This is a genomic window from Amycolatopsis japonica (assembly GCF_000732925.1).
In the GTDB taxonomy this organism is placed as follows: domain Bacteria; phylum Actinomycetota; class Actinomycetes; order Mycobacteriales; family Pseudonocardiaceae; genus Amycolatopsis; species Amycolatopsis japonica.
In genome coordinates this window covers 3218440-3239390 of the sequence record NZ_CP008953.1, presented here as the reverse complement: position 1 = coordinate 3239390, position 20951 = coordinate 3218440, and the positions used below count along the sequence as shown (strand labels likewise).

20 protein-coding genes are annotated in these 20951 nt (G+C 68.9%); 6 read left to right on the top strand and 14 right to left on the bottom strand.

Translation table 11 applies throughout. From position 1 onward, the window contains the following. Positions 1–136: 136 nt before the first annotated feature. On the bottom strand, positions 137–1333 hold the full coding sequence (locus tag AJAP_RS15235) for a PucR family transcriptional regulator (protein ID WP_038512021.1): 1197 nt from the start codon (positions 1331–1333) through the stop codon (positions 137–139). A 314-nt stretch (positions 1334–1647) separates the two neighbouring features. Here AJAP_RS15235 and AJAP_RS15230 point away from each other — a divergent pair, with 314 nt between their 5' ends. From AJAP_RS15230 to AJAP_RS15215, 4 genes are all read left to right on the top strand, one after another. Then, positions 1648–2859 carry a PucR family transcriptional regulator gene (locus tag AJAP_RS15230; protein WP_143202359.1) on the top strand — a complete coding sequence of 404 codons (1212 nt, stop codon included), beginning with the start codon at positions 1648–1650 and terminating at the stop codon, positions 2857–2859. Between the two features lie 341 nt (positions 2860–3200). Continuing rightward, positions 3201–4190 (top strand): alpha/beta fold hydrolase, encoded by a 990-nt coding sequence (locus AJAP_RS15225; protein ID WP_038512018.1) that lies wholly within the window; start codon positions 3201–3203, stop codon positions 4188–4190. A 339-nt stretch (positions 4191–4529) separates the two neighbouring features. Further along, on the top strand, positions 4530–5720 hold the full coding sequence (locus tag AJAP_RS15220; protein ID WP_038512015.1) for a helix-turn-helix domain-containing protein: 1191 nt from the start codon (positions 4530–4532) through the stop codon (positions 5718–5720). Positions 5721–5757: 37 nt separating this feature from the next. Further along, positions 5758–6993 (top strand): PucR family transcriptional regulator, encoded by a 1236-nt coding sequence (locus AJAP_RS15215; RefSeq protein ID WP_038512012.1) that lies wholly within the window; start codon positions 5758–5760, stop codon positions 6991–6993. Positions 6994–7304: 311 nt separating this feature from the next. Here the strand turns inward: AJAP_RS15215 and AJAP_RS15210 are convergent, their stop codons facing one another. Genes AJAP_RS15210 through AJAP_RS15165 form a run of 10 tightly spaced genes read right to left on the bottom strand, consistent with a single transcriptional unit; the run spans position 7305 to position 16408 of the window. Next, positions 7305–7925 (bottom strand): hypothetical protein, encoded by a 621-nt coding sequence (locus tag AJAP_RS15210; protein ID WP_038512009.1) that lies wholly within the window; start codon positions 7923–7925, stop codon positions 7305–7307. An 11-nt stretch (positions 7926–7936) separates the two neighbouring features. Further along, entirely contained in the window at positions 7937–8440 is a 504-nt protein-coding gene (locus AJAP_RS15205) for a hypothetical protein (RefSeq protein WP_038523084.1), read from the bottom strand. Positions 8441–8445: 5 nt separating this feature from the next. Beyond that, a complete protein-coding gene (locus AJAP_RS15200) occupies positions 8446–9546 on the bottom strand; it encodes an MCE family protein (RefSeq protein WP_038512005.1) in 1101 nt (366 codons plus the stop codon). Continuing rightward, positions 9546–10523 carry an MCE family protein gene (locus AJAP_RS15195; protein WP_038512002.1) on the bottom strand — a complete coding sequence of 326 codons (978 nt, stop codon included), beginning with the start codon at positions 10521–10523 and terminating at the stop codon, positions 9546–9548. Before AJAP_RS15195 ends, AJAP_RS15200 begins: the two co-directional genes overlap by 1 nt. Continuing rightward, positions 10520–11524 (bottom strand): MCE family protein, encoded by a 1005-nt coding sequence (locus AJAP_RS15190; RefSeq protein ID WP_038511999.1) that lies wholly within the window; start codon positions 11522–11524, stop codon positions 10520–10522. The genes AJAP_RS15195 and AJAP_RS15190 overlap by 4 nt, the downstream gene beginning before the upstream one ends. Next, positions 11524–12534, bottom strand: coding sequence for an MCE family protein (locus AJAP_RS15185; protein ID WP_038511996.1), 1011 nt, complete (start codon positions 12532–12534; stop codon positions 11524–11526). Before AJAP_RS15185 ends, AJAP_RS15190 begins: the two co-directional genes overlap by 1 nt. Continuing rightward, complete coding sequence (locus tag AJAP_RS15180; RefSeq protein WP_038511993.1) at positions 12531–13544, bottom strand: MCE family protein; 1014 nt, start codon at positions 13542–13544, stop codon at positions 12531–12533. The genes AJAP_RS15185 and AJAP_RS15180 overlap by 4 nt, the downstream gene beginning before the upstream one ends. Then, the gene (locus AJAP_RS15175; protein WP_038511990.1) at positions 13541–14764 is read right to left on the bottom strand and encodes an MCE family protein; all 1224 of its coding nucleotides are present in this window, start codon (positions 14762–14764) and stop codon (positions 13541–13543) included. The genes AJAP_RS15180 and AJAP_RS15175 overlap by 4 nt, the downstream gene beginning before the upstream one ends. Beyond that, on the bottom strand, positions 14761–15600 hold the full coding sequence (locus tag AJAP_RS15170) for an MlaE family ABC transporter permease (RefSeq protein WP_007033208.1): 840 nt from the start codon (positions 15598–15600) through the stop codon (positions 14761–14763). The genes AJAP_RS15175 and AJAP_RS15170 overlap by 4 nt, the downstream gene beginning before the upstream one ends. Before the next feature lie 4 nt (positions 15601–15604). Next, positions 15605–16408 carry an MlaE family ABC transporter permease gene (locus AJAP_RS15165; RefSeq protein ID WP_038523080.1) on the bottom strand — a complete coding sequence of 268 codons (804 nt, stop codon included), beginning with the start codon at positions 16406–16408 and terminating at the stop codon, positions 15605–15607. A 415-nt stretch (positions 16409–16823) separates the two neighbouring features. Here AJAP_RS15165 and AJAP_RS15160 point away from each other — a divergent pair, with 415 nt between their 5' ends. Beyond that, on the top strand, positions 16824–17768 hold the full coding sequence (locus AJAP_RS15160; RefSeq protein WP_038511987.1) for an ATP-binding cassette domain-containing protein: 945 nt from the start codon (positions 16824–16826) through the stop codon (positions 17766–17768). Next, the gene (locus AJAP_RS15155; protein ID WP_038511984.1) at positions 17765–18619 is read left to right on the top strand and encodes an ABC transporter permease; all 855 of its coding nucleotides are present in this window, start codon (positions 17765–17767) and stop codon (positions 18617–18619) included. The genes AJAP_RS15160 and AJAP_RS15155 overlap by 4 nt, the downstream gene beginning before the upstream one ends. Before the next feature lie 111 nt (positions 18620–18730). Here the strand turns inward: AJAP_RS15155 and AJAP_RS15150 are convergent, their stop codons facing one another. The 3 genes from AJAP_RS15150 to AJAP_RS15140 are packed head-to-tail and all read right to left on the bottom strand — an operon-like array spanning position 18731 to position 20950. Then, on the bottom strand, positions 18731–19864 hold the full coding sequence (locus AJAP_RS15150) for a glycosyltransferase (RefSeq protein ID WP_038511981.1): 1134 nt from the start codon (positions 19862–19864) through the stop codon (positions 18731–18733). Beyond that, complete coding sequence (locus AJAP_RS15145; RefSeq protein WP_038511978.1) at positions 19861–20646, bottom strand: alpha/beta fold hydrolase; 786 nt, start codon at positions 20644–20646, stop codon at positions 19861–19863. Before AJAP_RS15145 ends, AJAP_RS15150 begins: the two co-directional genes overlap by 4 nt. A 4-nt stretch (positions 20647–20650) precedes the next feature. Further along, positions 20651–20950: a phosphopantetheine-binding protein gene (locus AJAP_RS15140; protein WP_038511975.1), complete on the bottom strand. Its 300-nt coding sequence runs from the start codon at positions 20948–20950 to the stop codon at positions 20651–20653. Between the last annotated feature and the right edge of the window lies 1 nt (position 20951).

The following is a 20951-nucleotide window of genomic DNA, read 5'->3' as shown; positions in this document are numbered from 1 at the left end:
AAGTCCGTGAAGGCCTCCTTGAGGGACTCTGGGTCCCTCAAGGAGGCCTTCACGGACTGGACACACGCGTGGCCGGAGCCGGTCCCGTGCCGTCCATCCAGTCACGCGACCGAGCGTCCTTTGTGGACAAGGACCGTCAGACGTCGGCGGGCCGCAGGCGTTCCGCGCGCAACGCCAGTTCGATCCGCAGCCGCTGATCCGGATCGTCCAGCCGCTCGCCGAAGAGCTCGGATAGCCGCCGCAGCCGCGCTCGCACCGTCTGCGGGTGCACCGCGAGCTGCCGGGCGATCTCTGGCGCGCTCCCCCGCGTCTGCACCTGCGTGAGCAGGGTCGCGGACAGCTCGTCGTGCTGACGCGGCGCCAGCCCCGACAACGGTTCCAGCGCCTCGCCGGCCAGCCGGTCGAGCAGGAACTCGTCGGCGAGCAACAGCAGCGTGGTGATGTGCTCCTCGCACCACAACACCGGGCCGACCGTGGTGATCATGCCCCGCTGGGCGAGCTCGGACGCGCGGCGCGCGATGCGGTACGACTCGGCGGCCTGCGCGGTCGGAACGGACACCCCGACCGTCGCCGTCCAGCCGGACGGCAGCTCCCGCAGACCGCTCAGGTCGGCTTCGGGGCAGGCCACCAGCGCGCCGGGCACGTCGGAGACGAGATCGACGGGCACCGCCGAGGGCAGCAGACCGGCCGGGAACGACGGCGCTCCGGGTGCCGCGGTGAAGACGACCGCCGTGATCCGCTCCGGGATCCGCCAGCCGATGGCGACGGCGAGCGCGCCCGCGTCGGCCTGGCTGTAGCCGGTACCGCCGGCCAGCAGCCGGAACAACCGCGCCCGCTGCTCCGCGGGGCCCGTCGCCTCCGCCTGCGCGGCGTTGTAGCCGTCGGTCAGCGCCATCGTCACTTCGACGACGTCGCCGAAGAGGCACTCGGCCGCCCCATAGAGGACGTCACCGGGCAGCTGGAGCTGACGGCCGATCGAGGCGATCGAACGCCACAGCACCCGGCTCGAGACCCTGAACGCCGCCTGCGCGGCTTCCCGGCTGAGTCCTTGATGGAACGCGATGCGGCCCTGTGCGCGGAAATCGACCAGGAGGTCGTTCTGCAGCAGTTCGGGGACGCCGACCCGGTCGATGGCGCGTTCGATACTGCGCCTGGTCAGCTCGACGGCCGCCGCACGGGCCTCGCCGTCGCTGAACACCTCGGCGCATTCGCCGATCTCGGACACCACGCCTTCGACGCAGTGCCGGGCGATCGCCGGGATGCGCGGGCGGACGGCGTCGCCGAGTTCCCTCGGCAGGCGTGCCCACAGGGCGCCGACGGGCTGCCAGCTCACGTGTGCGATCCCCCGTTGAGAAGTAGGCCGACGATTACGGGCACCAATTCCCTTTCGTCCGCGCGCCACCGGCGCACTCGAATGCACGGAGCGTAGAACCGTCGACACATCCGTGTCAAAAGACGTCACACCGAAACGCCCGTCCGTTGTCACCTCGGTGAGCCCCGCGACTTTCCGTTGCAAATTCAACGTCACATTCGGGGTACAGGCCGTCCGCCGATCCAGTACAAACGGCCCCGCACCGTTCCCGTCGATCCGACGTGGTTATGCAAACGGATTCATGTTTCTCTCCCCGGTTCGAAGAAAATCAAAGGGTGGTCTTGGTGGTCGAGTACCGCGGTTTCGGCATGCTGGCGACGTTGCCGCGTTCGCTCGGCGAAGAACTGCGTCCGTATACCGGGCACGCCGCGGCCGCCATGGTCAAGCAGGTGCAGCGTTCGGTCACCGCGTATTCGCAGCCGCTGCGCGGCGTCTTCGGCCGCGTCCTGGTCGTCTCGTGCGAGCGGGCGGTGCGGCATTACGTGGACTGCATCGGCGATCCGGACATCCCCCACGACCGCTGGATCGACTTCTACCGCATGCGCGGGCGAATGGAGTTCGCCGAGGGCCGGAGCCTGGAACCGTTGCACGACAGCGTGACCGTCGGCGCGCGGGCGGCATGGCGGGCGATGCGGCCCATCGTGCGCGGGCTCGGCGTCGGCCTCGACGTCATCGCGCTCGCGGCGGAGTCCGTCTTCGTCTACGTCGACGAACTCTGCGCCACGACGATCGAGGGCTATCAGCAGGCGGAAGCCAGGGCGGCGGGCGCGATCCCGCTCCGGCGGCGGCGCCTGCTGGAGCTGATCGCCCAGGCGCCGGAAGGCTCGGCGTGCAGCATCACCAGCCTGGCCGACGGCGCGGGCTGGCGGGTTCCGAGCGCCGCCGCGATGGTCGCGCTGCGGCGCGCCGCGGGTGCGCCCGCCTTTCCGGCCCATCTCCTCGACGACACCGTGCTGGCCGACCTCGACACCGCCGAGCCGTACCTGCTCACCGCGGATCCCGACACCGACCTCGCTCCGTTGAAGGACGCGCTGGACGGCTGGCGGGTGGCGGTCTCCCCGGTCGTACCGCTCGTCGACGCCCCTGCCGCGCTCCGCACCGCCCGCCGCGCGCTCCTGCTGACCGGCGAGGACGCGCCCGGCCCGGTCATCTGGTGCCGGGACCACCTCGCCACGCTCTGGCTGCTCGCCGAAGACTTCCTCGGCGCCGAACTCGCCAAGCAGAGCCTCGACCCGTTCACCTCGCTGAGCGAGAAACAACAGGAACGGCTCAGCGACACCCTGTTGGCGTGGCTGGAAACCCGCGGCGGGGCACCGGAGATCGCGCAACGGCTCGGCGTGCATCCGCAGACCGTGCGGAACCGCCTCCGTCAGCTGGAGGATCTGTTCGGCGACCGCCTCAGGGACGCCGACGACCGGTTGAACATGCAGCTCGCCCTGCGCGCGCAACGCCTCATGCGCGCTCACCGCCGCGACGAAGGGACCTGATCCGCCGCACTCGCCGTTCCGGTGGCCGCACGGTGGGGAGCACCCAGCGGAGGCCGCGGCGGGCATGCTTCGCCCTCGGCTGGTCGACATGGAAGTCAGCCCGGCAGGCCATCGCATTTCTCCCCGTGGTGACGGGTGTTTACCGACGCTTTCCTGAATACCGGGACGGTGGGAAAATGTCGATGCGCAATAGCCCGTCGTTCCCGCTTTTGGCATCCGGCTCGGGGTCGGTCCCGGCATTCTTGTCACCCGGGTCGCAATCGACGGACGTGTCCCGCGACACGCTGACGAACCCGGCGTTCCACACGTTATTTTGACGCCTGACAACGGAAAGGCGGGACATGGCCCTCCAAGCGCGCACACTGACCCTGCACGGCCGGGAAATCCGGCTGCGGGAATACGTTCCGTCCACAAAGGACGCCGCGGGCGAGCCGCTCGTGCTGTTGCACGGGATCTCGGGCAGCGGCGAGACCTGGGTCCCGTTGCTCGACCACTTCGAGCGAAGCGGGTTCGGGCGCCGCGTCCTCGTCCCGGATCTTCCCGGACACGGCGATTCGGCCGCCCCGCGGGCCGATTACGGCCTCGGCGCGATGGCCAGCGTGGTGCGCGATGTCCTCGCGCTCACCGGGAACCGGCACGCCACCATCGTCGGACACTCACTCGGCGGCGGGATCGCGATGCAGTTCGCCTACCAGTTCCCCGAGATGTGCGCCCGGCTGGTGCTCGTGGGCAGTGCGGGGCTCGGCCCGCAGGTGACCCCGGTGCTGCGCGCGACGGCGCTGCCAGGGGCCAACGTGACGCTTTCCCTGGCGGTCAACCCCGCCACCGTCGCGATCGCGCGCGGACTCGCCGCGGCATGCCGGTCCCTCGGCGGGAAACTTTCCCCCGAGACCCGCGAGCTGACTCGTCACCTTGCGTCACTGGCCGACCCGGGCAGGCGGCGCGCGTTCCTGTTCATCGCCCGCAGCCTGATCGACCTCCGCGGCCAGCGCGCGAGCGCGATCGACAAGCTCTACCTCGCCAAGGAGGTGCCGACGCTCGTCGTCTGGGGCGCGCATGATCCGCTCATCCCGGTCGCGCACGGCCGGAAGACCGCCGAAGTGCTGCCGGACAGCCGATTGACCGTGTTCGAAAATGCGAAACACTTTCCACATGTGGCCGACCCGGCCCGGTTCGCCGGCGAGCTCGAACGCTTCCTCGCCGCGACCGCGCCCGCCAGGCTGAGCCTGGACGAGGTCGTCGAGGTGCTCATCCGCGCCAGCGAGGCGGCGGAAGCGCCCGAAAACGTCCCGGAAAAGTTGTCATCCGGACGCCATCTCAGGCCCGCCTAAATGTCACTCGCCGCCGGATCCGACCACCCGTTCGGGTGTAGTCCATCCAGGTGGCCGATCAAGCTCCCGCCAGCCGTTGACAGTCCTCTCGGCCGGATTTTATGTTGCGTGAGCCACAAAATCTGGATCGGCTTCACCGTTGAAGAGGCTGATTTTGTTGCTAACAAGGATAAAAACATGACCGACTTGGATACCGGATTCTCGCGGCACGATCTGCGGACCGCACGACCCGACCCCGACGTGCGCCACCCCGCCACCCCGCACCGCCAGCCACCGGGTCCGGTCCAGCGACCGCGCGCCTTCACGCCGGCACCGAGAACCCCAGTGGAGAACCGACCTGTGCGCAGCACCGGTGCGAATGGACTGTGGGCGTCCTTGCCCAGAGACCTGGGCGAGCGGTTCCGGCCGCGGGCCGACCCCTTGGCACGAGCCATCCTGCAGGAGGTGCAACGAGCCGTTCCCGAATACGCGCAGCCGTTGGAAGGCGCGTTCGGGCAGATGATCACGCAGGGTATCCGGCAGGCGATCCTGCACTGCCTCGATACCGTCGGTCAGGGGACGGCGCCGCTCGACAAGTGGTCGGCGGTGTTCCGCAACCTCGGGAAGGTCGAATTCAGCGAAGGCCGCAGTCTCGACTGCTTGCAGACGGCCTACCGCGTCGGCGGCCGTGTCGCGTGGCGGCACGTTTCGGAATTCGGGCAGGCGATCGGAGCGGACGCCGATCTCCTGTGCACCGCGGCCGAGGCGATTTTCGCTTACGTGGACGAGATTTCCGCACTGTCCATCGAGGGCTACACGGCCGCCCAGGAACGGGCCGCGGGGACCAGGGCGAGACGCAGGCGCCGGTTGCTCGAACTGATGCTCTCCGATCCCCCGTCCTCCCCGCAGTCGATCGCGTCGCACGCCGCGAACGCGCAGTGGGCACTGCCCACCGAGGTCACGGTCGTCGCGCTGGAGCGACGGCTCGGCCCGCTGGACCCCGACAGCGCCGATCTGGACGCCGACGTCCTGGTCGACTTCGAAGGTCCGAAGCCCTGCCTGGTGACCGGAGACCCGGACAAGCACCTGAAGGATCTCGCCGAACGGCTTCCCGGCTGGCGCGCGGTGATCGGCCCGGCCGTGCGGCTCACCGAAGCGCCACGGTCCCTGCTGTGGGCGCGCCGCACCCTGCGGCTGGTCCAGCGCGGGGTCCTGCCGGACAATCCGGTCACGCGGTACAGCGATCACCTGTCCACCCTGTGGCTGCTCGCCGACGAGTTCCTGGTCCGTGAACTGTGCACGCGCAGCCTCGCCCCGTTCGACGACCTCACGCCCAAACAGCGGGCGCGGCTCGGGGAGACGTTGCTGATCTGGCTCCAGTCCCGGGGCAGCGCTCCGGAGATCGCGAAGAAGCTCAAGGTCCACCCGCAGACCGTCCGGTACCGCATGCACCAGCTCATCGATCTCTTCGGCGACCGGTTGAACAACGCCGACGACCGGCTCGACATGGAGATCGCCCTGCGCGCGGAGGCCCTGCTCGCCGAGGACTGACCAGATCAGCGTTTCCCACTCACAACGAGGTGACGAGGTGACCCGACCGCAGGACGCCCGCAGCGGGGTCGAGGCGACGTACGGACCGCTGCTCACGCCCGCCCGGCCGGGTGGGGCGAGCGGGCGTCCGGTCCAGCTCTGGGCTCTGCTGCCGAGAGAACTGGCGACCGTGTTCCGGCCGGGGCTGGGCGATACGGCCGGGGAGGTGGTCCGGGAGATCCAGCGGACCATCCCCGAGTACGCGCGGCCCTTGGACGGAGCGTTCGGGAAGGCGCTCAAGACCGGCGTGCAGATGGCGTTCGTGCAGTTCCTGGAACGCCTCGGAAACCCCGAGGCGCCGTCGGAGGACCGGCGGAGCGTGTTCGTGAGCCTGGGCGTCCAGGAGTTCCATCAGGGCCGCAACGTCGACGTCCTCCAGGCGGCCTACCGGGTGGGCGCCAGGGTGACCTGGCGCCGGATGGCCGAAATCGGACGCCGCGCCGGGGTGCCTTCCGCGACGCTTTGCCTGCTCGCGGAGGCCATCTTCGCCTACATCGACGAGCTTTCGGCGCTGTCGGTCGAGGGCCACGCGGAGGCGCGGGAAAAGGCCGCCGGCGCACTGGAGCGCCGGCGGCATCGGCTGATGGAGCTCCTTCTCGCCGAACCCCCGTCGCCTCCCGAAGTCGTCAAACACGCCGCCGACCTGGCCCGCTGGCAACTGCCGGACCTGCTCGTCGCCGTCGCCCTCGACCAGCCGTCGGTCGAGGCCCCACCGGCCGCGCTCGCCGACTTCGAGAGCAGCTCGCCCTGTCTGCTGCTGCCCGCCCCGGAACCGGACGAACGGGAGCGATTCGCCGAAGCCCTGGCGGGCACGCGGGCCGCGATCGGCCCCGCGGTCCCACCCGTCTTCGCCGCCCGTTCCTTACGGGCCGCCCGCGAGGCCCTGCGCCTCATCGACTCCGGCGCGCTCGTGGACGAACCCGTGACGTGGTGCGTCGACCATCTTTCGCGCCTGTGGCTGCTCAAGGAACCGTTCTTGGCCGCCGAGCTCGTCCGGGAACGGCTCGGGCCGCTGGCCGGATTGACCGGTAAGCAGCATTCGCGGCTGGCCGGGACGCTGCTGGCGTGGCTGGAGACCTGCGGGAACGTGCGCGAGGTGGCGGAACGGCTGGCGGTGCATCCGCAGACGGTGCGTTCTCGTGCTCAGGAACTGGAGGCGCTGTTCGCCGACGGGCTGCGGGATCCGGAGCGGCGGTTCGAGATGATCCTGGCTTTGCGGGCTGCTCCTTCTTGACGGTTTTGCGCGTGAAGGCGCTGGCGCGACTTGGGTTCCGCGAGGCGACCGACGTTGCGAAAGCCACGAACATCCGGTCGCGAGGGTCGGCAGGACGGGAAGGTCACTCACGGAAGCGGCTGGGGGACCTTGGTTGCGTTGAGTGAGGGGTGTGTGGAAATAGGGACGTTGAATGTCCCTATTTCCACACACCCCTCACCAAGGCGACCGCTCACAGCAGGTTGATGCCGGACCGTGTGGATTTCGGGTCACCTAACGCACCAAAATCCACACAGTCGTCGCGCCCCTTCATGTACTTCGGCTCCCCGACGTCAGGCAGCAGCCAAAGCGGTCACCCGCCACTTCCCCTCAGCCCGTTCCGCGCTCACACTCAACTGAGCCGCCCCAGTACTCCGCTGCCCGTCCCCCCGAACACCCGTCTGGTCCAGAAACACCAGCAGCGAAGCCCGATCCCCGTCGAGGATCTTGACGCCCGAGACCACCGCGGTCGAGGTCACGACCAGCTTCTGCTCCGCCGCGAGACCCCGCACCTGCGCGAAAAGCTGGTCGTACTGCCCCAGCGCCGGCCCGGTGAGGACCGCCTTCGCGGCTTGTTCGCTCTTGGCGGGGTCGTCGTAGCGGTAGGAGAAGACCGTGCCGAGCGCCTTGCCGATCTGGTCGCTCACCTCCGCGGTGGTGGCGACGTCGGTCAGCGCGGTGTTGTGCGTCAGCGCCGCCGTCGCGTCCCGCGCCTCGATGGCGAACCACCCCGCGAGGCCCGCCAGCACCAGCGCGACGGCGCCGAGCACCACCGCGCCCCGCCGCCGCACCGGAGCGACGACCGGAGCCTCGTCCTCAGGCACCTCGAGCACGGCAACCCGGGTGCTCCCGCCCATCTTCCCGGCGACCTTCACCGCGCGCCGCGCCGGCTTGTCGGCTCGTTTCGTGGTCATCGCGTCCTCCGTCAGGGCTTTCCGGTGTCGGTCACCGGCACCTGGCCGAGTGACGTGACGCGCCACCCGTCCGGCGTCCGGTTCAGGCCGGCGCGGAACCGGTTGTGCTTGGTCACGGCTTCCCCGCCTTCGGGCCGCACCTCGAGTTCGACCGAAGCGATCACCTCGGCCGTCCCGCCGCCACTGTCCACTTCGGTCACCGCGGCGTCGACGACCCGGCCGGTGGTGACGGTCTTCGCCTGGCCGATCCGGCCGAGGCCGCCTTCCCGGTCCCGCGCCAGCTCTTCGTGCAGCGCGCCGCCGGACAGGTTCAGCCAGTTCTGGTAACCCTGTTCCGCCTGCCGATAGTCCAAAGTGGTCAGTGCGGCGACGGACTGCCTGCCCACCTGCAAGGCCTCGTCGCGGACCGTGGCCCGCGCGACGCCGTCGTCGTGGCTCGCGTCCCACCACGAGTAGCCGAACCAGGCCGCCGCCGCGGTGGCGACGGCTGCGAGAAATGCGGCGATCCGAGTCATGGCCTTCACCTCCTGGGCACGTTCTGCGAGCCGCGCACGTTCGTCGGGTTGCCCTTCGGCAGGGCACAGCGCGCCGCGGTGTTCAGCGGACGCGGCGAAGCGTCGAGGCCGTCGCGATAGCCGGTCCCGTAACCGGTGACGCACGGCGGCGGATCGAAGAACGTCAGCGAAAGGCCGACGTGCGCGCCGTCCGGCCCCATGATCGCGTGCCCGGCGGCGACCGCTTTCGGCGCGGTGACCAGCAGCTGCTCGATCCCGTCCTGCCGCGTTTCCAGTACGTCCGCGGTGGTCAGCAGGTTCGCCAGCAGGATGCCGAGGCTCGGGCCGGTCTCCCGCAGCAGCGTGCTGACCTCGTTCGCGGCCGCCGGGACGGCCGGGATCAGCCGTCGCAGATCGCCGTCGGAGCTCTTCAACGTCGCGGCGAGCAGTTTCGCGTTCGCGCCGAACGAGCGGATCGCGTCCGCCTGCGAGACCTGGGTGTCGAGCACGGTCTGCGCGTCGGTCACGAACCTGGTCAGCGGCCCGACGTGCGCGCTCGCCGCCTGCACGAACTCGATCCCCCTACCGACGAGCTGGTCCAGCGCCGGGCCGGCGTCGGAAGTCGCGTTGTACAGCTCGTCGACCACGGTCCGCAGCGCCGGCTTCGGCACCGAGTTCGCGAAAGAGTCCACACTGGACAGGACGACGTCCACCGGCAGCGGGATCTTCGTGTCCGCCTCGGCGATCACCGAACCGTCTCGCAGCATTGCTCCGTTGTCGCGGCGCGGCCTCAGGTCGACGTACTGCTCGCCGACGGCGGATCGGTTGGCGACGACGGCTTCGGTGTCCGCGGGCACCTCCGGGCCGCCCGGCTCGATTTCGAGGTCCACCTCCATCCCGGAGGCGGTCAGCCGCAGGTCCCCGACGCGACCGATCGGCACGCCCCGATAGGTGACCTCGGCGTTGCTGAAGATGCCGCCACCGGTCGCGAGCCGCACCTTGACCGTGTACCCGCGATCGAGCACCAGTTTGTCCAACCCCGCGTACGTCGCGCCGACGTACGCGACGCCGAGGACCGCGATGGTCACGAAGACCACCAGCTGCACGCGGACGAACTTGGTCAACATCAGCGGCCACCATTGTTCTTGAAGGTCAGGAACGTGTTCAGGTAGTCACCGCGGATGGCCTCGAGCGCGGCGTCCGGGAACGGGAAGGTGAAGATCATCTCCATGGCCTTCGGCAGTTTGTCCCCGGACTCGGCCAGCTTCCGCAGCAACGGTTCGAGCGCCTTGAGGTCGGCGACGAGGTCGTCCTTGCTGCGATTCACCGTCTCGACCGCGACCGAAGTGAGCCCGTCCAACGACTTCAGCATCCCGACCAGCGCCTGACGCTGCTGGTTCAGAACCTCGATCCCGGGGGTGAGCCCGTTCAGCGTCGCCTTGATCTCCTCGGTGTTCCCGTTCAGGGTCGCCGCGAGCTTGTTGACACTCTCGATGGCACGGGTGATCTCCGCCTTGTGCTCGTCGAGCCCGCGGACGAACACGTCCAAATTGGACAGAAGGCTGCGTGCCGCGCTCTCCTTGCCACCGAGCGCGGCGTTGAGTTCACGGGTGATGTTCTGCACCTGCGCGACACCACCGCCGTTGAGCAGCAGGGAAAGCGCGCCGAAGACCTCCTCGATCTCCGGAGTCAGCGAAGAACCGGCCAACGGGATCACGGCGCCGTCGGCCAGCCGTCCGCTAGGCGTGCCCTCGGGCGGCGGCGCGAGCTCGACGAATTTCTCGCCGAGGATGCTCGCCTGCCGCAGCCGCGCGACGGCGTTGGCCGGCAGATTCACGTCCCCGTTGATCAGCAGGCCGACCACCGCGCTGCGGCCGTCCGGCGCCAGATCGACGGTCCGCACCTGGCCGACCGGGACGTCGTTGACCTTCACCCCGGACTGGGGCACGAGGTCCAGCACGTTGGTGAAACTCGCCGTGACGTGGATCGGGCGCTCCCCCAGCGCGGCCCCGCCCGGCAGCGGGATGTCGTAGACGTCGACACCGTCGCTGCAGCCGGTGGCGGCCAGCACGAGGACGAGTACGGCAGCGATCCGGGTTTTCATTTCGCCCCCGAGAATTCGGTGATGTTCCCTCGCCCGTCCAGCGTTCCCGCGCCCTGGTTGTACGCGCCGAGCACGTTCGCCAGCGCGTTCGGCGCGGCGTCGAGCGCCTCGCTCAGTGACGCCTTCTGCTGAGTGAGGAGTTTGGTGATCTCGGCGAGTTTGTCCACATCGGACTTGACCTTGCCCCGGTTGTCCTTGATGAAGCCCTGCACCACACTGAGCGCCTCGGTGAGTTCGGTCATCGCGCCCGAGAACTGGTCCCGCTGATCGGCCAGGATCTTGCTGAGCGAGGAGATCTGCTGGATCGCCTGTTTAACCTTGCCGTCGTTCGCCGCCAGCATCGCGGTGAACTTGCTGATGTTGTCGACCGAGTTGAACAGATCGTCCTTGGAGTCGCTCGCCGTCCTGGCGAACTCGCCGAGGTTCTTGATCGCCTCGCCGAGTTTGCCGCCGTTGCCGTCGAGGTAGGTCGCGGCCTTGGTGAGGACGTCGCTGACGGCGCCGTCCCGGTTTGCGCCCTTCGGTCCCAGCGCGGTCATCAGCTGGTTGAGGCTGCCCAGGAGTTCGTCGACCTCGACCGGGGTGACGGTCCGCTCGGGCGGGATCCGCGCGTCGCCGCCCAGCTCCGGTCCGCCGAGGTACACCGGGGTGAGCTGCACGTACCGGTCGGCGACCAGGCTCGGCGTGATCACGACGGCACCGACGTCCGCGGGCAGTTTGACGTCGGGCCGCACCGTCATGGTCACTTCGACGTTCGTGCCACGCGGTTCGACCTTGGTGACCGAACCGATCGGGACGCCGAGCACCCGCACCTCGGTGTTCGGGTACACGCCGACGGTCGCGGTGAAGAATCCGGTCACGACGCGATCGGCCTGCCGGGTCAGCAGCGGCCAGGCCGCCGTCACCAGCAGACCCGCGACGACGGCGACCGCGAGCCGCCGCAGCCAGGCCCGCCGCCGGGCGTGGGCGCCGAGATCCGTGAGCGTGAAATGGCGTCCCATCAGCGTCCTCCCTGCCTCGAAGGCATGCAGCTGCCCGGCGTGCCACCGGTCGGGACGAGCCCGCAAATGTAGGTGTCGATCCACCGGCCGTTGCCGACCGCGTTGCCGAGCAGCCGGTAGAAGGGACCGGCCAGCCGCAGGCTCTCGTTGAGCTTGTCCTGGTTGCGCAGCAGCACGGTGGCGACGCGATCGAGCTGGTCGAGCGCGGGCCCGAGCGTCTTCTGGTTGTCCGCCACCAGTCCCTTGAGCTGGATCGACAGGTTCTTCACCCCGCTGAACAGTTTTGCGATCGCGTCCTTGCGCGCGTTCAGCTCCGTAAGCAGCGTGTTGCCGTCGCGGATCAGCGCCTCGATCTGCTGCGAGCGGTCCCCGAGGGTCTTGGACACCTTGTTCGTGTTGGCGAACAGCTTCACCAGTTCCTGGTCCCGCGAGGCGAGCGTCTTGGAGAGCGCGGTGATGCCGTCGAAAGCGGTCCGGACGTCCTGCGGGGTGGAAGCGCCGAGGGTTTCCGACAGCGTGCCGAACGCCTTCGCCAGCTGATCGGTGTCGATCGCGCCCACCGTGTTCGCGAGGTCGTTGAAGACCGTGGTGACGTCGTAGGGCGAACTGGTGCGCTGCACCGGGATCGGCTCGTCCGGGTCCAGTTCCGCGTTGCCGACCGGATCGAGGACGAGATTCTTCTGCCCCAGCAGGGTTTTGATCTTGATCGCCGCGGTGGTCCGGTTGCCGACCCAGGTGTCCTTGACCCGGAACAGGACCTTGACCTTGGCGCCGTCCAACAGGACGTCGGAGACCTCGCCGACCTTCACCCCGGCGACCCGGACCTCGTCGTTGGGTTTGAGCCCGGCCGCTTCGGTGAATTCCGCCGCGTACGTGGTCCCACCGCCGATCAACGGGAGATCGTCGGAGAAGAACACCGCCGAACCCGTGACGGTCATCAGCAGGGCCGTGATGGCGCCGACGACGATGGGGTTGCGGCTGCGGAACGGTTTGATCCTCGGCGCTTTCATCGGCACCGTCCCTGGGTCAGCGGGATACCGACCGGCGGGCCGCCGGGTGCGGGCGGCGCGTCCGACTTCACCGAACACAGGTAGAAGTTGAACCAGGAACCGTACGAGACCATCGCGCCCATCCGGTCCAGTTTCTTGGGCAGGTTCGCCAAGAACTGCTCGAACACCGGGGTGTTGTCCGCGAGGTTCTTCGACAGGTCGCCGAGGGTGTTGATGCTGTCCTTCAACGGCGCGCGGCCGTCCTGGAGCAGATCCGCGGTGGCCGTGGTGAGCTCACCGAGGCCGCCGATCGCCTGCCCGATCGGTTTCGCGTCGCCGGCGAGCCCGGAGACCAGCTGCGCCGTGACGTCGACGAGCTTGTCGAACTGGTCGCCCTGCGAGTTGAGCGTGTCGAGCACCGTGTTGAGGTTCCCGATCACCTGGCCGATCACCTGGTCCTTGCCCGCCAAGGTGTTCGTGAGCGACGCGGTGTGCTCGATGAGGCTGTCGATGGTGCTCCCCTCGCCCTGCAGCACCTGGACGATCTCGAACGACAACTGGTTGACGTCGCTCGGCGAAAGCGCCTGGAACAGCGGTTTGAACCCGTTGAACAACGCGGTGAGATCGAGCGCGGGATGGGTCCGCTCCGGCGGGATCAGCGCGCCTTCGTCGAGCGCGGCAGGCCCGTCCGGGCCCGGGTCGATCGAGAGATATCGCTGGCCGACGAGGTTGCGGTACCGGATGGTGACCGTGGCCCCGGCCGTGAGGCGGCGTTTGTTCTCGACCGAGAACCGCACGTCCGCCAGCCGCCGCTCGACCACGCCGACCGAATCGACCTGGCCGATGCGGACACCGGACATCCGGACCTCGTCGCCGGGGTTGACCGACGTCGCGTCGGTGAACCTCGCGGTGTAGCCGACCGTCGTGCCGACCCCGGAGTTGGCGATGGTGATGGCCAGGATCCCCGTCGCCACCACGGTGATCACGAAGAAGATCAGGCCCTTGATCGCCGGCCCCGCGATACTCCTCATCGGACGGTCACCTCCGTACCGCGCAGCGCCGGGCCCACGAGCACGCTGCTCCAGTCCGGGACCTCGGCCGGCTTCATCCCGAGCGACGGCGCCAGGATCTCGGCGACCAGCCCCCGCTCCCCCTTCGAATTGGCCGGACCGAGGTCCCCATCGGCGGCGAACGCGACCGCCGCCGAAGACCCGCCGCCGCCATAGCAGCGCGGCCCGCCCTTCTGGTCGAACCGCGGATCGTCCCGGCCCGGCACGTACTTGTCGCGCGGGTCGTGGACGGACAGCGTCACGTGCAGTCCCGGTTCACCGGTGCCCTTGCCCAAGGCCTTCTCCATCACCGGCTTGAGCCGGTTGACCGCGTCGAACAGGCACGGGAACTGGGGTGAGTACCGGGACAGCAGTTCCAGGGTCGGCCTGCTCTTCACACTGACACCGATGATGTTGTCCTTGTTCTGCACGAGGAACTTGTTCATGTCGCCGCTCGCGGTGGTGACGCTCGTGTACAGCTTGTCGAGGTCCGCACGAGTGTCCACAATGGTCTTAGCGGTCGTCGAGAGATCCGACAGGGCCTTGAGGATGTCCGGCGCCGCGCCGGTGTACAGATCCGCCACGTCGGCGAGCCCGCTGACGTCGGCCTTGAACTGCGGCATCAGCGGATTCACCTGGTTGAGGAGGTCGTTGAGCTGGACGATGCTGTCCCCCAAGGACTTCCCGCGGTTGTCGAGCGCGAGCGAGATCGCGCCCAGTGAACTGTTCAGCTTCTGCGGCTGCACCGCCCGCAGCAGGGGCAGCAGGTCGCCGAGCACGCGTTCCAGTTCGATCGCGTTGGCCGACCTGTCCTGGCCGATGACGTCGCCGTCCCGCAGCGATCCGCCGGCGGGCCGCTCCGGGAGCACGAGGTTGACGTAACGCTCGCCGAACACCGTCTTCGGCAGCAGCCGGGCGGAGACGTTGCGCGGCAGCTGATCGATCTTCGCCGGGTCGATCGCCAGGTCGATCTCCGCACCTTCCGCGGTGCCCCGGACCGCCCTGACCTCGCCGAACGGGACGCCCCGGACCTTGACCTCGGCGGGCGGGGCCAGCTGGTTGCCGACGCGGTCGGCCTTCAGCGTGACCATTTCCGCCCGCTCGAAGTCCTTGTTGAAGATGGCGACGGCGAGCCAGCCCAGCAGCACCAGGATGACGAGGAAGATCACCCCCGCCGCCTGCGTCCGTGCCCGCGCGCTCATCCGGAGACCTTCACCGTCGTCGTCGCGCCCCAGATCGCCAGGCTGAGGAAGAGATCGAGCACGCTGATCAGCACGATCGACGTCCGCACGGCTCGGCCGACCGCGACCCCGACACCGGCCGGGCCGCCGGCGGCGCGATAGCCGTAGAAGCAGTGCGTGAGGATGACGCCGACGCTGAACACGAGGACCTTGCCGAACGACCACAACACGTCTTCAGGAGGCAAGAACAGGGAGAAGTAGTGGTCGTAGGTTCCGCCGGACTGTCCGAAGAAGACCACCGTCGTCACCCGCGAGCCCAGGTACGAGATCAGCAGGCCGATCACGTAGAGCGGGATGATCGCGATGAACCCGGCCACGATCCGGGTGGTGACGAGATAAGGCATGCTGCGCACGGCCATCACTTCGAGCGCGTCGATCTCCTCGGAGATCCGCATGGCGCCCAGTTGCGCGGTGAACCCGGCGCCGACCGTCGCGGACAACGCCAGCCCGGCCGAGAGCGGCGCGATCTCGCGGGTGTTGAAGTACGCGGTGAGGAAACCGGTCATCGCGGAGATGTTGATCTGGTTCAGCGCGCTGAAGCCCTGCAGCCCCACCGTGATCCCGGTGAAGACGCACAGGCCGACCATCACGCCGACGGTGCCGCCGATGACCGCGAGCGCCCCGCTGCCGAAGGTCACTTCGGCGAGGAGGCGCACCACTTCGCGGAAATAGCGGGTGACGGCCATCGGGATCGCCGCGAGCGCGCGGATGTAGAACAGCAACTGGTCACCCAGCTCGAAAAGACTGTTGCCGGGGCGTTTGAACGCCTCGCGGGCCCGTTCGGGGACGCTGGTCACGGGATCAGGTTCCCTTCGCGGGGACGAGCTGCAGGTACAGCGCGGTCAGGATCGTGTTGACGAAGAACAGGAGCAGGAACGTGATCACCACCGACTGGTTGACGACGTCGCCCACACCCTTGGGGCCGCCTCTGGGGTTCAGTCCCCGGTAGGCCGCGACGACACCGGCGAGGAAACCGAAGATGAACGCCTTGATCGAGCTGACGACGAGGTCGGGCAGCTGGGCCAGCGCGTTGAAACTCGCGAGGTACGCACCCGGGGTGCCGCCCTGCACGATGACGTTGAAGAAATAGCCGCCGAGCACGCCGACGACGCTGACCAAACCGTTCAGCAGCACCGAAACGCCGATGGCCGCTTGCACGCGGGGCACGATCAGGCGGTGGATCGGCGAGACGCCGAGCACCTCCATCGCGTCGATCTCCTCGCGGATGGAGCGGGCGCCCAGATCCGCGCAGATCGCCGACCCGCCCGCGCCCGCGATGATCAGCGTGGTCACGATCGGGCTGGCCTGCTGCACCACCGCGAGAACGCTCGCGGCGCCGTTGAACTGCTGCGCGCCGATCTGGCTCGTGAGCGACCCCAGTTGCAGCGAGATGACGGCACCGAACGGAATCGACACGAGGATCGCGGGCGTGATCGACACACTCGCGATGAACCAGAACTGCTGGATGAACTCGCGAACCTGCACGGGACGGCGGAACATCGCGATGACGACGTCGATCCCCATGGCGCACATGCGGCCGAATTCGCGCAGTCCCGCGGCGGCCTTCTCCGGTGCGCGGGCGAGCAGGGCGGCTGGATTGGCCATCGTCAGGCTCCGCATCCGTCGACGGAAGCCGAGGAAAGCGCCTCCGGTCCCGGCATCGCCGGGCGCGGGAAGGCGCGCGGAACGCGCCCGGTCATCACTGACATTCGGGCTTCCTCACTTCTACTTCTCCGGCCGAACGGCCAACTCTGGCTGCACGCTACTGGCGGAAGATCAGGGAGACAAGTAATTCGACAATGGCATGCCTGGGAAGGGGCAAGGTTGTTATGGCGGTAACTGTTTTGCCTTGTGTCCCATGAGTGTTAATGACGGTTCCAACCGTCCTTGTCACTCACGAGACCGCAGGTGATCACTTTTGTCACCCGCGTCAGCCGCCGTGGTCGTGGAATTGTCACGCGCATCCTGAGTCCATCTGTATTCATTGCGGCCGCACCGAAAAGCCCGCTACGTTCGGCGAATGGAGCAGGCTGCCATCGAGGTGACCGGCCTCGCCAAGCACTACGGTGAAGTGACGGCTCTCGCCGGCGTCAGTCTCCGGGTCGGCCGCGGCACCGTGCTCGCGGTGCTCGGCCACAACGGCGCGGGCAAGACGACGTTGATCGACATTCTCAGCACCCGCGTCAAGCCGACCGGCGGAAGCGCGAAGGTGTGCGGTTTCGACGTCGTGCGCGCCGGGCATCACGTCCGGCGGAGGATCGGCGTCACCGGCCAGTTCGCCGCGGTCGACGACGCCCTCTCCGGCCGCGGCAACCTCGAACTCGTCGCCAGGCTGCTGGGCGCGAGCCGGCGCCAGGCCAGGGCCCGCGCGGCCGAACTGCTCGCCATGTTCGGCCTCGACGACGCGGCGGACCGCCCCGCGCGGACGTACTCCGGCGGGATGCGACGGCGGCTCGATCTGGCCGCAGGCCTGGTCGGCTCCCCCGACGTCCTCTTCCTCGACGAACCGACCACCGGGCTCGACCCGCTCAGCCGGGCCGGGCTCTGGGACGGAGTCGAACGGCTCGCCGCGCGCGGCACCACCGTCGTGCTCACCACGCAGTACCTCGAGGAGGCGGACAGACTGGCGGATCACGTCATCGTGCTGGGGCTCGGGCACGTCACGGTGTCCGGGCGGCCGTCGGAACTGAAGGCGCGGCTCGGGGAAAGGACCGCGACACTGACCTTCGGCACCGATCTGGCCGCCCGCCGGGCGCTGGCCGCGCTGCACCGGCTCGGCATGGGCTGCACGACGTCGGCCTCCGGGCTGGTGATCGGTGTCGCGCTGTCCGGGCCCGCCGACATCACCGTGCTGGTCCGCGCGCTCGACGCGGCGGGCGCGCCCATGAAGGACCTCACCGTCGCCGAGCCGACGCTCGACGACGTCTACCTTTCGCTGCACCGGAATCCGGCGGCCGCGCCATGACCGAGGCACGGCACCGCGCACCGTCGCAGCCGGTGCTGACCAATCCGGCGACCTGGCCGCCGAGCACCTTCGCCACCCAGGTCCGGGTGCTCGCGGCCCGCTCGCTGAAAACGGCGTTCGGCGACCGCAGGCTGGTGTTCTTCGGTCTGCTGCAACCGATCGTGCTGCTCCTGTTGTTCAGCCAGGTCTTCACCGGGGTCAGCACGCTGCCCGGGGTCGCGGCGTACGAGGGATACGTGAACTTCCTCGTCCCGGCGACACTGGTGAACATCGCGATGACCACGGCGATGAGTTCGGGCGCCGGCCTGCTCGCGGAGATCTACAGCGGTTTCACCGGACGTCTGCGGTGCATGCCCATCAGCCTTTCCGCCGTCCTGGTGGCGCGCACCATTTCGGATTCCGCCCGGCTCGGCGTGCAACTGCTGGTGACCACGCTCGCCAGCGTGGTGCTGCTGGGTTTCCGGCCGACCGGCGGCGTTTTCGGGATCACCGCGGCGCTGCTGCTCACGCTCGTCGTCGGCTGGTGCCTGAGCTGGATCTTCGTCGCCATCACGACCTGGCTGCGCAAGGCCGAGACCCTGCAGATGGCGTCGTTCGTGGTCATGTTCCCGCTGATGTTCTCCTCCAGCGCGTACATGCCGCTGGAGACGATGCCGTCCTGGCTGCGGGTGGTCTCGGCGCTCAACCCGCTCACCTACGCGATCGACGCGACACGGGCACTCGCGCTCGGACGGCCGTCGGGCTGGTCGATCCCGGTGTCGCTGGCGATCGCCGCCGTCGCCGCGGCCGCCGGTGGATGGATCGCGGCCCGCACCTTCCGGACTCCACGCGACGTCACCCCGATGACCTGAGCCGGAACTCGCGTGATCGAAGACCGAACTCGCGTGATTGGAGGCGGAACTCGGTGTTCCGCCTCCAATCACGCGAGTTCCGTCGCCAAGCACGCATGATCCGGGTAGGCGTCAGTGCGGCAAGGACTCGAGGTGGTCCGCGGCGGCCACGACTCCCCCGGCCGCCGCGAACGAGGCCCGCACCCGCGCGGCCGCCGCGGCGTAGGCGGGGTCGGTCAGCACTTCGGTGACCGTGCGGCGGATGTCGGGTGCCTTCGCGCGGTCGAAACGCAGACGCAACCCGGCGCCAGCCGTCTCGACCTGCTGAGCCAGCATCGACTGGTCGTCCCGGATCGGCGCGATGACCAGCGGCAGCCCGGAGGCCAGGGTCTCGCTGACGGTGTTGTGCCCGCCGTGACAGAGGACCGCCGCCGCTTTCCGCACCACTTCCGCTTGCGGGATCCGCTTGACGACCAGCACTTCGTCGCTGAGCAGTTCGCCGGTCGGGTCGACGACGAGGCCCTGGACGTCCGGCATCCCGGCGAGGGCGTCGACGCATTCGGACAGGAACCGGCGGCCGAGGGCGGCGTTGGCGGTGCCGAGGGTGGCGATGACGAGCGGACGGCCGTCGAGCCGGTCCCACGAGAAGCCGACGGGCGGCGCGGGAGCCAGCGCGGGCCCGACGAAGCGGACCGCGCCGACGTCGGCGATCGGGCCCGTCAGGGACACGGTGGTGAACGCGAGAATGAGCTCCGGCGAGAACCGTAAGTCGCCACAGGACACCTTGTGCCGGGCGCGCAGGCCCTCCTGCAATCCGTCGACCCAGGCGGCGATCTTCGGCATCGCGCCCAGCGGATCGCCGAGTTCGGTCGACGTCGACGCCGACGTCACCCACGGCAGGGAGCGGCGGCTCGCCACCAGGGCGCCCGCGAAGGCCTGCTGGTCGGCGAGCACGACGTCCGGATGGAAAGCCTCCACCGCCTTCTCGACGCCCGGGACCATCGCATCCGCCAGCGGAACGAGGTACTGCTCCCACAAATATTTCAGCGCCGCGAACCCGCGCAGGCCTTCGGGACGCCGTTCGACGGCGAACTCCAGCGCGTCTCCCGCCGCGTACACCCGTCCCGCCCTGGTCAGTTCGGACGTCGTGGGTTCCGGACCGCACCAGGCGACGTCGTGGCCGCGGCCCACCAGCTCGGCGGCCACCGCGCGCAACGGCGCCACATGTCCGGTGAGCGGCGGGACGACCAGCAGGAACCGGCTCATCCGCGTGGCCTCCCGTGCCGGTCGATCCAGTTCAGCAGCAGCTCCCGGACCTCGCGGTGCTGCTCGACGAGCACCGAATGCCCTTGGCCCTCGAACACGTGCAGCTCGCCCCGGGGCAGCAACGAGGTCAGCGCGGTGAGATCGTCGGCCTGGTAGCCGTGACTGCCCAAAATGGACAGTACGGGACAGCCGATCCCCGCGACCTGGTCCAGCGTCAGCAAGGGACCGAGTGGGACCTCTTCGGCCATCGACGTCGACATGATCCGCTCGGCGGCCATTCTCGCCAGCCGCCGGTGATGCGCGCTGTAGTTGGCCTCGATCCAGTCGAAGCTCTCCTCGACCTTCAAGAACCGCACGGTGTGTTCGAGGATCTGCGACATCTTGTCCGCCCACAGTTCGGTGGCCGGCTCCGACTCGATGCACACGATGCTGCGCACCCGCTCCGGTTTCGCCACGGCGTAGCTGTAGGCGAGGGTGCCGCCGAAACTGTTGCCGACCAGGTGCACGGGCCGGTCGAGGTCGAGCTGGTCGAGCAGGTCGTCGAGATCGGCGACGAAATCCGCGATCGTGTACCCGCGCTCCGGGCGTTCGGTCTTGCCGTGCCCGCGCAGGTCGTAGCTGATCACGTCCACCCCGGCGGCGGCGACCGGCGGCGCGAGCGTGAGGTAGAAGCTCGCGAGACTGTCGGTGCCCATCCCGTGCAAGAACACCACGGTCTCCGTGCCCCCGCCGGGCACGAGCTGCACGTTGGTGCGCAGCCCGTTGACGGTCATGGTCGGCACCGCCTCAGCCCCGTTCGCCGAGGCGGGCGGCCACGTAGTCGGCGATGTCGCCGACCCGCAGCTCGATCACGTCGTCGAGGTCCTTCTCCGCCAGGAACTCCGCGAGGTTGACGTCCGCGCCGAAGAACTCGGCGAGGATGCTCGCGAAGGTCACCAGATCGATGCTCTCCAGCTGGAGATCCTCGTGGAAGGTGGTCTGCGGGGTGATCTCGATGCCGAGGACGTCGGTGTCCCCGACCAGTTCCTTCAGCAACTCGGCCACGGTGCCGAAGACCGACGCCGGACTCTGCTGTTCGATGGTCATT